Annotated in this window: 13 protein-coding genes; 11 read left to right on the top strand and 2 right to left on the bottom strand. The window is 65.5% G+C overall.

Annotation, left to right across the window (positions count from 1 at the left end; genetic code table 11):
* Nucleotides 1-4 precede the first annotated feature (4 nt).
* Both cyoA and R6258_RS15245 read right to left on the bottom strand, forming a co-directional pair.
* The gene (gene cyoA / locus R6258_RS15240; RefSeq protein WP_318452428.1) at nt 5-979 is read right to left on the bottom strand and encodes a ubiquinol oxidase subunit II; all 975 of its coding nucleotides are present in this window, start codon (nt 977-979) and stop codon (nt 5-7) included.
* A 398-nt stretch (nt 980-1377) separates the two neighbouring features.
* Nucleotides 1378-2157, bottom strand: a complete 780-nt coding sequence (locus R6258_RS15245; protein ID WP_318452432.1) for a DeoR/GlpR family DNA-binding transcription regulator — start codon at nt 2155-2157, stop codon at nt 1378-1380.
* Between the two features lie 279 nt (nt 2158-2436).
* Between R6258_RS15245 and R6258_RS15250 the strand changes: the two genes are divergently transcribed.
* From R6258_RS15250 to R6258_RS15300, 11 genes are all read left to right on the top strand, one after another.
* A complete protein-coding gene (locus R6258_RS15250; RefSeq protein WP_318452434.1) occupies nt 2437-3255 on the top strand; it encodes an outer membrane protein OmpK in 819 nt (272 codons plus the stop codon).
* Between the two features lie 79 nt (nt 3256-3334).
* Entirely contained in the window at nt 3335-4597 is a 1263-nt protein-coding gene (locus R6258_RS15255; RefSeq protein ID WP_318452436.1) for a NupC/NupG family nucleoside CNT transporter, read from the top strand.
* Nucleotides 4598-4685: 88 nt separating this feature from the next.
* On the top strand, nt 4686-5465 hold the full coding sequence (gene deoC, locus R6258_RS15260; protein WP_318452442.1) for a deoxyribose-phosphate aldolase: 780 nt from the start codon (nt 4686-4688) through the stop codon (nt 5463-5465).
* On the top strand, nt 5465-6814 hold the full coding sequence (gene deoA, locus R6258_RS15265; RefSeq protein ID WP_318452448.1) for a thymidine phosphorylase: 1350 nt from the start codon (nt 5465-5467) through the stop codon (nt 6812-6814). Before deoC ends, deoA begins: the two co-directional genes overlap by 1 nt.
* Entirely contained in the window at nt 6811-8031 is a 1221-nt protein-coding gene (locus tag R6258_RS15270) for a phosphopentomutase (protein ID WP_318452450.1), read from the top strand. Before deoA ends, R6258_RS15270 begins: the two co-directional genes overlap by 4 nt.
* Nucleotides 8031-8762: a purine-nucleoside phosphorylase gene (deoD, locus tag R6258_RS15275; RefSeq protein WP_318452452.1), complete on the top strand. Its 732-nt coding sequence runs from the start codon at nt 8031-8033 to the stop codon at nt 8760-8762. Before R6258_RS15270 ends, deoD begins: the two co-directional genes overlap by 1 nt.
* On the top strand, nt 8759-9181 hold the full coding sequence (gene cdd / locus R6258_RS15280; RefSeq protein WP_318452454.1) for a cytidine deaminase: 423 nt from the start codon (nt 8759-8761) through the stop codon (nt 9179-9181). Before deoD ends, cdd begins: the two co-directional genes overlap by 4 nt.
* Before the next feature lie 120 nt (nt 9182-9301).
* Nucleotides 9302-10213: a DnaJ domain-containing protein gene (locus R6258_RS15285; protein ID WP_318452456.1), complete on the top strand. Its 912-nt coding sequence runs from the start codon at nt 9302-9304 to the stop codon at nt 10211-10213.
* Nucleotides 10197-10616 carry a hypothetical protein gene (locus R6258_RS15290; RefSeq protein ID WP_318452458.1) on the top strand — a complete coding sequence of 140 codons (420 nt, stop codon included), beginning with the start codon at nt 10197-10199 and terminating at the stop codon, nt 10614-10616. The genes R6258_RS15285 and R6258_RS15290 overlap by 17 nt, the downstream gene beginning before the upstream one ends.
* A 206-nt stretch (nt 10617-10822) precedes the next feature.
* Complete coding sequence (locus R6258_RS15295) at nt 10823-12388, top strand: BCCT family transporter (protein WP_318452459.1); 1566 nt, start codon at nt 10823-10825, stop codon at nt 12386-12388.
* Entirely contained in the window at nt 12385-14409 is a 2025-nt protein-coding gene (locus R6258_RS15300) for a CocE/NonD family hydrolase (protein WP_318452467.1), read from the top strand. The genes R6258_RS15295 and R6258_RS15300 overlap by 4 nt, the downstream gene beginning before the upstream one ends.
* Nucleotides 14410-14434: the final 25 nt, after the last annotated feature.

Here is a 14434-nt window from a genome sequence, read left to right on the forward strand (position 1 = left end):
AATGTTACTCCGCTGCCTCTGCGCTCATGGGCTTACCGCTGTGCTCGCCTTGACCTTGCTCACCGTGACCTTCGCTGGCGGAGGCGCCGTGTTCACCGTGTGCGCCATGACCGTCACCGGGCCCACCGCTGCCACCGTGGAAGCTGGCGATGACCTGGTCATAGAGATCCGCCGGCACATCCGAGAAGTACTCGACCGGATGATCGATGCTCGGCTCCGCCAATTCGTTATAGCTCTTGGGGAACGAAAGCGAATCGGGCGACTGGCGAACCTCGTCGACCCACGCCTCGAACTCCTGCTGCGAGGTGACATGCGCATCGAAGATCATCTCGGAGAAGCCGGCACCGCTGTAGTTGGTGGTGCGCCCGCCATAGACGCCCTGTTCGTCGCCGATCAGATAGACGTCGTTGTCCATACCCGCCATGGCGTAGATCTGGCTGCCGAGGCGAGGAATCATGAACGAGTTCATCACCGAGCCCGAGGTCACCCGGAAATGCACCGGCGTATCGACGGGAAAGACGACCTCGTTGACGGTAGCGATGCCCTGGTCCGGATAGATGAACAGCCACTTCCAGTCCAGCGAGACGACATCGATTTCCATCGTCTCGGACTCGTCGGCGATCGGCTTGTGCGGGTCGTACTCATGCGAGGTCTGCCAGGTGAGGATCGCCAGGAACAGGATGATCACGCTGGGGATCAACCAGACGACCACCTCGATCTTGTTCGAGTGGGCCCAGTCCGGCGAATACTTGGCTTCGAGATTGGTACGACGGTAGTGCCAGCCGAAGACGATGGTCATCACGATGACCGGAATGACCACGATCAGCATCAGGCCGAAGCTGGTCAGGATCAGCGACTTCAGGCCTTGCCCGATCTCCCCCTTGGGATCCATCAACGCCGAGCCGCAGCCACTCAACAGCAATGGCAGCAGCAATAGCGGCAGAATAGTGAAAATGCGGGAGTATTTCTTCTTTCTCATCTCTCGACCTCGTCAGAGCATGGAGACGACCATCGGCAACAGGTACGCTAGGAACTCGACCGTTCAGTGCCATCGGCACAGGGTTGTTGCCAAGGTGCCTGTCCGGTACGTGCGGCAGACCGCCTGGACACTGCTGGGCAGTGGCTTATCAGAAATGACGCGCTGGCTCGATAATCCGGCGTGGACTGGACTCGGCAAGCAGGGACGACAGCTTGACCGCCACACACCGCGAAACGCGCGCATTGTCCTCGAATAGCGCGCATATGAGAAGGGGCGATTTGCCGCAGGGGTGCGCATCTTGACAACCGCTCATCAGCCAGGCTAGCACGCCGGGGCGCAATCGCCGAGTTCGGCAGGCCTGCTGCTACGGGTATTCGACGGACCCGCGGTCAGCGCCGTCAGGCGATCATCACCCGCGGCGCGCCGGCTTCCTCGGGCGTCGGCCGGGCATCCTGCAGGTGCTGGCCGGTCTCGGCGTCGGTGACGATGATGTCGAACTGGTCGAGGCTGGCAAAGAAGGCCGGGCGAATGACCCCGAACTTGCTGTCGTCGGTGACCAAAATGCGCTGGCCGGCGCTGTCGATCGCCGCCTGCTTGGGCACCACCTCATGGAAATGGAAGCAGCTGACGCCTTTCTCGGGATGGATGCCCGCCGCCGAGATGAACGCCTTGTTGATGCCCAGGCGGCGGATGGACGCCGCCATGGCGTCGCTTTCAAACGATGACGACGAGGCATGGAAGAGCCCGCCGAGCAGTACCAGGCGCACGTTGGGCAGATGGCTGACCGCATTGGCGACATTGAGCGCATAGGTGACGACGGTGAGCTGATCGAAGGCATCGAGAGTGCCGACCAAGGGCATCAGGGTGGTGCCGCAATCGATGAACAGCGAATCGCCGTCGTCGATGAAGCCCGCCGCACGCTGGCAGAGCCGTTGCTTGGCCAGCGGATGGCTGCCTTTCTGCTCATCGAGATTATAGAGCGGGGCGAACTGCGGGTCGCGGGCCATCATCAGCCACCCACCGAGGAAGGTCATGGTGCCGCCACTGGCCGCAACATCGCGCCGAATGGTCATCTCCGAGACGCCGCACAGCCGTGCGGCGTCGGCCAGGCGCAGCGTGCCGCCGCCGGCCAGCGCCTGCTGCAATCGCGCCAGGCGTATCGCACTGCGCCCTCTCATAGGCTACTCCCGTTCATGCTGCATCCATTCACCGGCTCCGCGAACGGCTCGTCGTTCGCGCTGAACCGATTGTTACCCAGATGGCCGCGAATCCCCAGCGTTGATATTTGACAACGCATCCGGGTTGCGGCTACCAATGTTATTAAAATAACATTTGAATGTTACTTGGATAACACCAAAGCCCGCTCACGACTGCATTCGTCCATCGTGCGCAGAGCAGCCATCCTCGCGCTGGCTGTTTATTCCCGCGTAACAACTACAACACCCAAGGAACCTGACATGCTCAATGCCTCTTTTCGTCGTCTTGCCCCGGCCGTCTCCGGTGGCGTGCTGCTGGCCGTCAACGCCCTGCCCGCCAACGCCGCCAGCCTCGACCCGCAGTGGTCGTTCGCCAATGTCTCGGTCAACTATCTCGACTGGTCGAACGGCACCGAGCAGCGTACCGAAACCAACGCCGCCAAGGGCGATTTCTTCTACCTCGAGCTGGAAGGCGGGGTCGGCTTCGACTGGGGCGAGTTCTACGGCTTCTACGATTTCGAGAACCCGCAGAACGACCAGAGCGAGGAAGACGGCCGCGACAATCGCCGCAGCGCCGCCAAGGTGACCTCGCACATCTATCTCGGCGACACGCCCTTCTCGCTGTATTTCCATGTCTACGACTTCCGCGACTACGGCTACAACAGCGAAGAGCAGGATCGCGTCGTCGGCTTCGGCTATCACCACACCTTCGACAACGGGCTGTGGTTCAAGCCGTTCATCGGCAAGGCCTGGGTGGACAGCCAATCCGGCGCCTACAGCGGCGAGAACGGCTACATGCTGGGCTGGGTGCTGGGTTACGACTTCCAGGCCTATGGCGAGAATTTCAGCATCACCAACTGGCACGAGCAGACCTTCGACCGCGCCGACGAGTATCTCGAGGAGAACTACGTCAACGGCCCGGCCGGCAGCCTGGGCACCAATGGCGCCGTGTCGCTGTGGTGGCACCCGATCGAGGCCGTGACCACCGGCGTCCAGTACCGTTACTCCAATAACAAGCTGGGCACCGCGGATCACTATCAGAACGCGATGATTTACACGCTGAAATACAACTTTCTTTGAGGCCTAATAGGCAAGCCTCGTAGTCATTGATGCGTGACGAACCATTCGAGCTGTTAAAAAGCTAACAAAGGGAAGACCCATGACCATCATCATGAGCCTGGTCGGGATGGCGGTGCTGATCCTGATCGCGCTGCTGTTTTCCAGCAACCGGCGCGCCATTCGCCTGCGTACCGTGGGCGGCGCCTTCGCCATCCAGGCCTGTATCGGCGCCTTCGTACTCTATGTGCCGTTCGGCCAGACCGTACTCAAGACCATTTCCGACGCCGTCAGCCAGGTCGTGCAATACGCCAACGACGGCATCGGCTTTCTGTTCGGCAGCCTCGCCGACCCCGGCAGTGGCGTGGGCTTCATCTTCGCCATCAAGGTGCTGCCGGTAATCATCTTCTTCTCGTCGCTGATCGCGGTGCTCTACTACCTGGGCATCATGCAGTGGGTGATCCGCATTCTCGGCGGCGCGTTGCAGAAGCTGCTGGGCACCTCGCGGACCGAGTCGATGTCGGCCACCGCCAACATCTTCGTCGGCCAGACCGAGGCACCGCTGGTGGTGCGTCCGTTCATCGCCAACATGACCCGCTCCGAACTGTTCGCGGTAATGTGTGGCGGGCTGGCCTCGGTGGCCGGCTCGGTGCTCGGCGGCTACGCCGCGCTGGGCATTCCCATGGAATACCTGGTCGCGGCCTCGTTCATGGCGGCCCCCGGCGGCCTGCTGTTCGCCAAGCTGATCATGCCCGAGACCGAGAAGCCCAACGACGACACCCAGCAGGTCGAGCAGATCGAGGCCGAGGATAAGCCCTCCAACGTACTCGACGCCGCGGCGGGCGGAGCGTCCTCGGGGCTGCTGCTGGCCGCCAACGTCGGCGCCATGCTGCTCGCGTTCATCGCCCTGATCGCCCTGATCAACGGCATGCTCGGCGGCATCGGCGGCTGGTTCGGCATGGACAGCCTGAGCCTGGAAATGATCCTCGGCTGGCTGTTCTCGCCGCTGGCCTTCCTGCTCGGCATCCCCTGGGACGAGGCGATCGTCGCCGGCTCGTTCATCGGCCAGAAGCTGGTGGTCAACGAGTTCGTCGCCTTCATCAATCTCGCCCCCTACATCGAGGGCGAGCAGATGGTGGCGGCCACCGGCCAGGCGATGAGCGAACACACCCAGGCGGTGCTGTCCTTCGCCCTGTGCGGTTTCGCCAACCTGTCGTCGATCGCCATCCTGCTCGGCGGCCTGGGCAGCATGGCGCCCAACCGTCGCCACGAGATCGCCAGCTTCGGCCTCAAGGCGGTTCTCGCCGGCACGTTGTCCAACCTGATGTCCGCGGTGATCGCCGGGCTGTTCATCAGCCTGTCCTGAGCCGGACTCCGGTTCGCGAATCGAGTGCCCTTTCAGGCGCTCGATTCGCCGTCGCCTCTTGCCCCTTTCCCACAACGGTGACCTAACGATGACAGCACGCCAAGACGTCGCCCGTCGGGCCCTCGCCCTGATGGACCTGACCAGCCTCAACGACGACGACAACGAGGAACGGATCAACGCACTGTGCCGTCAGGCGGCCACGCCCGCCGGCCATCCGGCCGCGGTCTGCATCTACCCGCGTTTCATCGCCACCGCACGTCAGGCGCTCGCCGAAGCCGGGCTGTCCGGCCGGGTGCGGATCGCCACGGTGACCAACTTTCCCCACGGCGCGGCCGATGTCGCCGCCGCCGAGGCCGAAACCCGCCAGGCGATCGAAGCCGGCGCCGACGAAGTCGACGTGGTGTTCCCCTATCGCGCGCTGATGGCCGGCGACGAAGCGACCGGCCGCCAGCTGGTCGAAGCCTGCAGAACGGCGTGCGGCGAGCGCTGCCTGAAGGTGATCATCGAAAGCGGCGAACTCGCCGACGCCGCGCTGATCCGCCGGGCAAGCCGGATCGCCATCGAGGCCGGTGCCGACTTCATCAAGACCTCGACCGGCAAGGTCGCGGTCAACGCCACCCTCGAGGCCGCCGAGATCATGCTCACCGCGATCCGCGACAGCGGGCGCGAGGTCGGTTTCAAGGCCGCCGGCGGCGTGCGCAGCGCCGACGATGCCGCCCACTACCTCGACCTGGCGGCCCGCTTGCTGGGCGACGCCTGGATCACCCCCGGGCACTTTCGCTTCGGCGCCTCGAGCCTGCTCGGCGACCTGCTCGAGACGCTCGACATCGCCCCGTCCGGTGGCGAGGCGACATCGGGAGGTTACTGATGCTGATCGCCGAAATCATTCGCGCCAAGCGCGACGGCAAGGCGCTCGAGGCGCCAGCGATCCGCCAGTTCGTCAACGGCATCGCCGACGGCTCGGTGGGCGACGAACAGATCGGCGCCTTCGCCATGGCGGTATTTCTCAACGACATGAACGACGCCGAACGCATCGCCCTGACCGAGGCGATACGCGATTCGGGCGAAGTGCTCAACTGGCACGACATGGACCTGCCCGGCCCGGTGATCGACAAGCATTCCACCGGCGGCGTGGGCGACGTAGTGTCGCTGGTGCTCGGCCCCTGGGTCGCCGCCTGCGGCGGCCACGTGCCGATGATCTCGGGTCGCGGGCTGGGCCACACCGGCGGCACGCTCGACAAGCTCGAGTCGATCCCCGACTACGACATCACCCCCTCGAGCGCGCAGTTCCGGCGGCTGGTCAAGGATGCCGGCGTAGCGATCATCGGCCAGACCGGCGATCTCGCCACCGCCGACAAGCGCTTCTATGCGGTACGCGACGTCACCGCGACGGTCGAGTCGATCCCGCTGATCGTCGCCTCGATCCTCGGCAAGAAACTCGCCTGCGGGCTCGACGCGCTGGTGATGGACGTCAAGACCGGCGGCGGCGCCTTTATGCCTACCCATGAAGCCTCTCGAGAACTGGCCCGAGCGATCGCCACCATCGCCACCGGCGCCGGCACGCCGACCAGCGCGCTGATCACCGACATGGACCAGGTGCTGGCGGGCAGCGCCGGCAACGCCGTCGAGGTCGCCGAGGCGATCGCCGTGCTGCGCGGCGAGCGGCGTGACAGCCGCTTATACCGGGTGACCCGCGCGCTGGCCGTGGTCATGCTCAAGTCCGGCGGGCTGGCCCGTGACGACGCCGATGCCGGCGCGCGTCTCGACAAGGCACTCGCCTCCGGGGCCGCCGCCGAGCGCTTCGCGCGGATGGTCGCCGGACTCGGCGGCCCGGCGGACATCGTCGAGCGCAGCGAGCATTACCTGCCCAAGGCGCCGGTGGTGCGCCCGGTCTTCGCTGGCGGTAGCGGCCATCTCGCCGCCATGGACACCCGCGCGCTGGGCATGACGGTGGTCGAGCTCGGCGGCGGACGGCGCCAGGCCGGCGCGGCGATCGATCACGCCGTGGGGCTGAGCGACATCGCCGCGCTCGGCGAACGTGTCGACGGCGAGCGGCCGCTGGCCTTCGTCCATGCGCGCAGCGAAGCCGAGGCCGAACGCGCCGCGACCAGCCTGCGCGAGGCCATGCGACTCGGCGAGGCACCGCCGCCGCGCCCGCTGGTCCACGCCATCGTCGCCCCCGACGGTCGTCTCAGCGAACCCGGAGATCAGTCATGAAACGCGCCATCGTCCTGGTACTCGATTCCTTCGGCATCGGCAACGCACCGGATGCCGCCGACTTCGGCGACGCCGGTGCGGACACGCTCGGCCACATCGCCCGCCATCGGGCCGCTGCCGGCCGCCCGCTCCAGCTCCCCAACCTGGCGCGACTGGGCCTCTATCACGCTCACCACCTGAGCAGCGGCGAATGGGCAGCGGGGATCACACCTCTTGAGGCCGCCGATGGCGCCTGGGCCTGCGCCCGCGAGATCTCCTCCGGCAAGGACACGCCCTCAGGCCACTGGGAGATCGCCGGGGTGCCGGCGCTGTTCGAGTGGGGCTACTTTAGCGAGCATGAGAACAGCTTCCCGCCCGACTTGCTGGCAGCGCTAGTCGAGCGCGCCGAGCTGCCCGGCGTGCTCGGCAATTGCCACGCGTCGGGGATTCCGGTGCTCGAGGCGCTGGGCGAGGCGCACATCGCCAGCGGCAAGCCGATCGTCTATACCTCGGCGGATTCGGTATTCCAGATCGCCGCCCACGAGAGCCATTTCGGGCTCGACCGGCTCTATGCGCTCTGCGAGATCGCCCGCGAGCTGCTGATGCCCTACAACATCGGCCGGGTCATCGCCCGGCCGTTCGTCGGCGAGACGCCGGAAACCTTCGAGCGCACCGGCAATCGCCGCGACTACGCCATCGAACCGCCCAGCCCGACCGTGTTGCAGAAACTGCACGACAGCGGCGGCCGCGTTCTCGGCGTGGGCAAGATCGGCGATATCTACGCCCACTGCGGCGTCTCGAAGGTGTTGAAGGCCCACGGCCATGACGCCTTGTTCGATGCCACGCTGGCCGCCATCGATGAAGCGGGCGATCGGACGCTGGTGATGACCAACTTCGTCGACTTCGACACCCTCTACGGCCACCGCCGCGACCCGGAAGGCTACGCCAGCGCCCTGGAAGCGTTCGATCGTCGCCTGCCGGAGATCCAGGCCAGGCTACATCCGGGGGATCTTTTGATCCTCACCGCCGATCATGGCAACGACCCCACCTGGCGCGGCACCGATCACACCCGCGAGCAGGTGCCGATCTTGATTGGCGGCGACGTACTGGCGCCCGGTAGCTATGGCCGTCGCGAGACCTTCGCCGATATCGGCCAGACGCTCGCCGAGCACTTTGGCCTGGGTCCGATGGACTATGGCCGCTCGCTGTCAGCTGAAACGATTCGAGGAGATTCTTGATGGCCACCCCGCATATCGAAGCAAAGCCGGGCGACTTCGCCGATACCGTGCTGATGCCCGGCGACCCGCTGCGCGCCCAGTTCATCGCCGAGACGTTTCTCGAGGACGTCGAATGCGTCAATCGCGTGCGCAACATGCTCGGCTTCACCGGCACCTACCAGGGTCGCAGGATCTCGGTGATGGGCAGCGGCATGGGGATCCCCTCGCTCTCCATCTACGCCAAGGAGCTGATCACCGAGTACGGCGTCGACCGCCTGGTACGGGTCGGCTCCTGCGGCGCGGTACGCGATGACGTCGCGGTCAACGACATCGTCGTCGGCATGGGCGCGTGCACCGATTCCGGCGTCAACCGCGCGCGTTTCAATGGCCACGACTTCGCCGCCATCGCCGATTTCGAGCTGACCCGTCATGCCGTCGACGCCGCCCGGGAGCGTGGCACGAAGGTCCTGGTCGGCAACCTGTTCTCGGCCGATCTCTTCTACACGCCGGATAGCGAATTCTTCCAGACCCTGAAACGCCACGGCATTCTCGGCGTCGAGATGGAAGCCGCCGGCCTGTATGGCGTCGCCGCCGAATTCGGTGCCCGCGCGCTGACGATCTGCACGGTTTCCGACCATATTCTCAAGGGCGAGGCGCTCGACGCGCAGGCGCGCCAGACCGGCTTTGCCGAGATGATGGCGATCACCCTGGAAGGGCTATTGAGAGACGACCAGGCGAGGCAACCCTCATGAGCGCCATCGATCCAAGCGTCGCCGAACGCCTGCTGGCGGTCCGCGACCAGGCCTACGCCCCCTATTCGGCGCATCCGGTGGGTGCGCTGATCGAAACCGCTAGCGGCCAGCGTTATGCCGGCTGCAACGTCGAGATCGCCAACTACAAGGGACTGTGCGCCGAGGCCGGGGCGATCGCCGCGATGGTCGCCAACGGCGAGCGGCTGATCGACACGCTTTACGTGATCGGCCCCGCCGAGCATCTGTGCACGCCCTGCGGCGACTGCCGGCAACGGATCCGCGAATTCGCCTCGCCGGCGACGCGCATCCATGTCCTCGATGGCAGCGGTCATTGGCTGAAGAGCTACACCATGGACGAGTTGCTTCCCGACTCGTTCGGCCCCGAGAACATCGGCAAGCCCTCGCCGATGCACGACTGACCTCCGGCACTGCGTGAGACCATCGGCGCAGGGCCTTCCCGCCCATCCAACGCAGCACTTGGGTATACTCGGCCTTCCGTCATTCGCTCGTCCCACTCTGCAATCCGCTCGGAGTCGTCGATGGTCTCAGCGCGTTTTTCGCCGTTCGAGCTGCTGCTGCTCAAGAGCCGCAACCAGACGGACACCGCCGCTCTGTTGTTGCTGGCCTGGGTGATGGTCAGCAAGGGCAACGTGCTGCCCGAGGACAAGCATTACCTGGAAACCCTGGCCGCCGGCTTTCGTCACGGTCATGACCTGGCACCGCTGATCGAGATCGCCGGCGCCCAGGACATGAGCGCCATCCAGTTGGCCGCCGAAGTGCTGCAGAAGGACTGGTGGAACGAGCAGTCGTTTCCGTTCCTGCGCCAGGCCATCGGCCTGGCCACCAGCAACGGCCAACTGGCCGCCAGCAACAATCATGTCCTGCGCTTTCTCGCCGACCTGCTGGGCGTCGCCCCGGCGGCCTTCGCCCAGCTTTTTCAGGAGGTCGCCGGACGCGCGCTGGAAAGCCCCGAAGACCCCAGCCGCGCCGATTACTGGCAGTCCCGCGAACATACCCGCCAGCAACAGTCCCAGCGCGAACAGGCCCGCGAACGCGAACGCGAACGCGAGCGCGAACAGCAGTACTCGCGGCAACGCCAGCGCGACGAGCAGGCCGAGCGCCAGCGCAGGGAGCATGAAGAGCACCGTGAGCGCGAGGAGCATGCCTACCAGCGCCACTCTTACCGGCAGGGCGCCGGGGACCGGGACGAACGCTACCGCAATGACCCGCCTCCGCCGGGCGATCGCTCGCTGCGCGCACTCCACGTCCTCGGGCTCGACGCCAAGGCGACCCGCAGCGACATCAAGAAAGCCTACCGGCGGCTCGCCCAGACCCATCATCCGGATCGCTTCTACAGCCACGGTGAGCGGCGCATGGCGACCGCCTCGCAACGCTTCCAGCGAATCAAGAACGCCTATGAGTATTTGATGCAAGATGCGCGATTTGTATAAACGCCTGGGGGTCGAACCGACCGCCGACGACACGACGATCGGCGCGGCCATCGACGCCTGCGACAACAGCGCCCTGAAGGCCGACGCCGCCGCGGTGCTCAGCGTCGGCGCACGACGCGAAGCCTACGACGGCCTGCACGGCATGCTCAGCGAACTGGGCCGTCTGCGAGCGCGACTGGGGCTGACCCACGGCGCGCACTGGCTGGGCAGCGTCGCCAACGATTTCTCGCTGGCGCCCGACCTCGCCCAGTCGCGCCACGACGAGCTGGTCGCCAAGCTCGACGCCGCGGTCGTCGGCCAGGCGCGGCTGACGCGCTGGCGGCGTCTTTTGCCCTGGCTGATCATCGCTGGTTTCACCCTCATCGCCGCCGGGGGATTCCTCGCCGGCCGCTGGCTCGGCTGAGCCGACACGCGCCTGCCCCTCCCCCGCGCTGCGCGGGAAAGAGACTCGACCATCCCGCCGAGCGGCTAAGCGACCGGCCGCCGCCATGCGCTGCACGCATGGCCTCATTCCCAGCTTGCGTTGGGAATCCCCTCGTTCAGAGCGTTAGAGTGGCCCGCCATGCCGGCGGCGCATGCGCCGCAAAATAACGATAACGGAGATGAACGATGCAGACTTCGCTACGGCCGCTCGTATTCTGGCCGACTTTCCTTGTGCTGTTGGCGGCAGTGGTCACCAGCTATATCGACCTGGACGCGTTTCTGGCGACCGCCAGCGCGCTCAACGACGCGGTCCTGACCAACTTTTCGTGGCTGTTCAGCCTGGGTAGCCTGTACCTGCTGATCATGGCGGTAATCGTCTACTTCTCCCCGCTTGGTCGTATCCGCATCGGCGGCCAGGATGCCACGCCGCTGCTTTCCCGGCTGCGCTGGTTCTCGATCACGCTGTGTACCACGCTGGCGGTGGGCGTGCTGTTCTGGACCACCGCCGAGCCGCTCTATCATTACATGGGTCCGCCCGCTTCCAGTGGCCTGGAAGCGGGTTCGAGCGACGCCATGCTGTTCGCGATGTCGACCATGTTCCTACACTGGTCGTTCACGCCCTATGCGGTGTACGCCGTGCCGGCGCTGATCTTCGCCCTGGCCTTCTACAACCTGCGCCTGCGCTTTTCGATCTCGAGCATGCTGGAGCCGATCTTCGGACCCAAGGTCAAGCGCTTCGGTGGTCTGATCGATGCGGTCTCGCTCTATGCGCTGGTAGCGGGCATGGCGTCTTCTCTCGGTACCGGCGCGCTGACGCTGGCGGGCGGCGCGGGCCAATACCTCGGCGGCGAGACCAGCCCGCTGCGACTCGGCGTGATCATCGCCATCATCGTGGTGACCTTCGTCGTTTCCGCGGCCAGTGGTCTGCAGAAGGGGATCGCCCGGCTGTCGTCGCTGAACGCCGTTCTGCTGCTGATTCTCGGCGTGTTCATGTTCATCGTCGGGCCGACCGTCTTCTGTCTGGCGCTGGGCGTCGAGTCGTTCGGGGTCTATCTCGACAACTTCTTCACCAAGAGCCTGTTCACCGGCGCCGCCGGCAACGACCAATGGCCGCAGTGGTGGTCGATCTTCTACTGGGCGGTGTGGTTCGCCTGGGCACCGGTGGCGGCCCTTTTCCTGGGCAAGATCTCGCGGGGCTACACCGTGCGCGAGTTCCTGCGCGTCAACCTGCTCTACCCGGCGCTGTTCGCCAGCGTGTGGATCCTGATCTTCTCCGGTACCGCGCTCTACTTTCAGTCCCAACTGGGGCAGACCGATGCCGGCGCCGATCTCTACGCCATCCTCAATGACCGCGGCGTCGAAAACGTGCTCTACGAGCTGTTCCGCCAACTGCCGTTCTCGCAGGTGTGGATTCCGCTGTTGCTGTTCATCGCCTATATCTCCTATGTCACCGCGGCGGACTCACAGACCGACGCCATCGGCAACCTCTGCACCCGCGGGCTGACCGCCGACTCCGATCTCAACGCCGGCATCGCCATGAAGGTGATCTGGGGCGTGATCGTCGGCGTGGTTTCCTGGGTGATGGTCAGCTTCGTGGGTATCGATGGCGTGAAGATGCTCTCCAACCTCGGCGGGCTACCCGCCATGCTGATCGTGCTGCTGGCCACCGGCTCGCTGTGGGTCTGGCTCAAGCATCCCGCGCGGCTCGAGGCCGTGCCGACACCCTCCCGCACTGTCAAGGACGACGCATGAAGATCAAACGGGACTTCCCGCACCGCGTGCGTGAAATCGACAACACCTGGATAACGCTGGACGACGGCACCCGCCTGGCCGCGCGAATCTGGCTACCCGAGGACGCCGAAACCCGGCCGGTCCCGGCGATCCTCGAATACCTGCCGTATCGCAAGCGAGACGGCACGGCGATTCGCGACGAGCTGACGCATCCCTACTTTGCCGGCCACGGCTATGCCTGCGTGCGCGTCGACATGCGCGGCAACGGCGAATCCGACGGCCTGATGCTCGACGAGTACGCACCACAGGAGCAGGCCGACGCCCTGGAAGTGATCGACTGGATCGCCAGCCAGCCCTGGTGCGACGGCAAGCTCGGCATGATGGGCATCTCCTGGGGCGGCTTCAACGGCCTGCAGGTTGCCGCGCTACGCCCGAAGCCGCTCAAGGCGATCATCACGCTGTGCTCCACCGACGATCGCTACGCCGACGATATCCACTACAAGGGCGGCAACATGCTGCTGGAGAATCTCGGCTGGGCGGCGACCATGCTGAGCTTTTCCGCCGCCGTGCCCGATCCGGCGCTGGTCGGCGAGCGCTGGCGCGAGATGTGGAAGCATCGGCTCGACAACATGCCGCTGCTGGCCGAAAACTGGCTGGGCCACCAGCACCGAGATGACTATTGGCGTCATGGTTCCATTGGCGAGAACTATGAAGATATCCAGGCTGCGGTCTATATGATCAGCGGCTGGGGGGATTCGTACATCAATACGATCCCGCGCATGATGGAGAGGCTTTCCTGCCCCAGGAAGGCGCTGCTGGGACCGTGGATGCACAAGTACCCGCATTTCGCGATCCCGGACCCGGCGATCGGTTTCCTGCAGGAGGCGCTGCGCTGGTGGGACTACTGGCTCAAAGACGTCGACACCGGCATCATGGACGAGCCCGAGTGCACCTTCTATCTGCAGGACGGCGTGCCGCCGGCGCCCAAGTATCTCGAGCGCCCCGGCCAATGGGTACGCACCCACGGCTGGCCGGCGCCCAGTGACGAGATCGACACGACCACGCTCATCCTTGGCGATCATGGCCTTGCCGCCGATACCCGGCTAAGCCGAGACCGGCTGATCGCTTCGCCGCTGACCGCCGGCACGCTGCAGGGCGAGTACATTCCGCTGTGGTTCGGCGCCGACTTCCCGCCGGATCAGCGCCGCGACGACGGCCTGTCGTTGACCTTCGATTCCGCGCCCTACCGCGACGGGCTCGACATTCTCGGTCAGCCGACGATTGCCGCGACGCTCGCCAGCGCCGAGGAGTGCGGTCAGTTCCACGTGCGCCTGTGCGACGTCGCGCCCAGCGGCGAGAGCGCGCTGATCACCTACGGTACGCTCAATCTCAATTTGCGTGACGATCCGGGTACGGTCACGCCACCGGTCCCGGGCGAACCGATGGAGGTGCGCGTGGCGCTGGATTTGATCGGCTATCGCCTGCCGAAGGGCCACCGTCTGCGTGTGGCGCTATCCAGCGCCAGCTTCCCGTTGATGTGGTCGCCAGCGAGGCGCGCTGACCTGACCCTGCTGGCCGGCACGCCGACGCTCGAGCTGCCGCTGTCGCAGGCCGGTTATATCCCGATGCCGTTCGAGCCGCCGGAGAGCGCCACGCCCTGTCGCGTCGAGACCCTGCGCGCCGGTCAACCCAAGCGCACCATCAGCGAGGACGTCGGCAGCGGCGAAGTGACGGTGACGATCGAGGACGACATGGGCGATGTCCGTTTCGAGGATCATGGCCTGCGCGTCGAGCAGAAGGCGAAAGAGGTGTATACCAGCCACCCCGACGAGGCTACGCGCACGCACGCGGATATCGAGTGGGTCTACCGCGCCAGCCGCGACGAAGGTACCGGGCAGTTCGCGGTGGAAGTGACCAGCCGCTATCACCTGCACTGCGACGAGACCGCCTTCTACCTGCGTGCCGAGCAGCTGGCGCACGAGGGCGAGACACTGATCAGCGACAAGCGCTGGGAACGGGTAATCCCGCGCACGGCGATCTAGCCGTGAACCGCCGAACGACCGCGGT

The organism is Halomonas sp. HP20-15, assembly GCF_033446685.1.
In the GTDB taxonomy this organism is placed as follows: Bacteria; Pseudomonadota; Gammaproteobacteria; order Pseudomonadales; family Halomonadaceae; genus Modicisalibacter.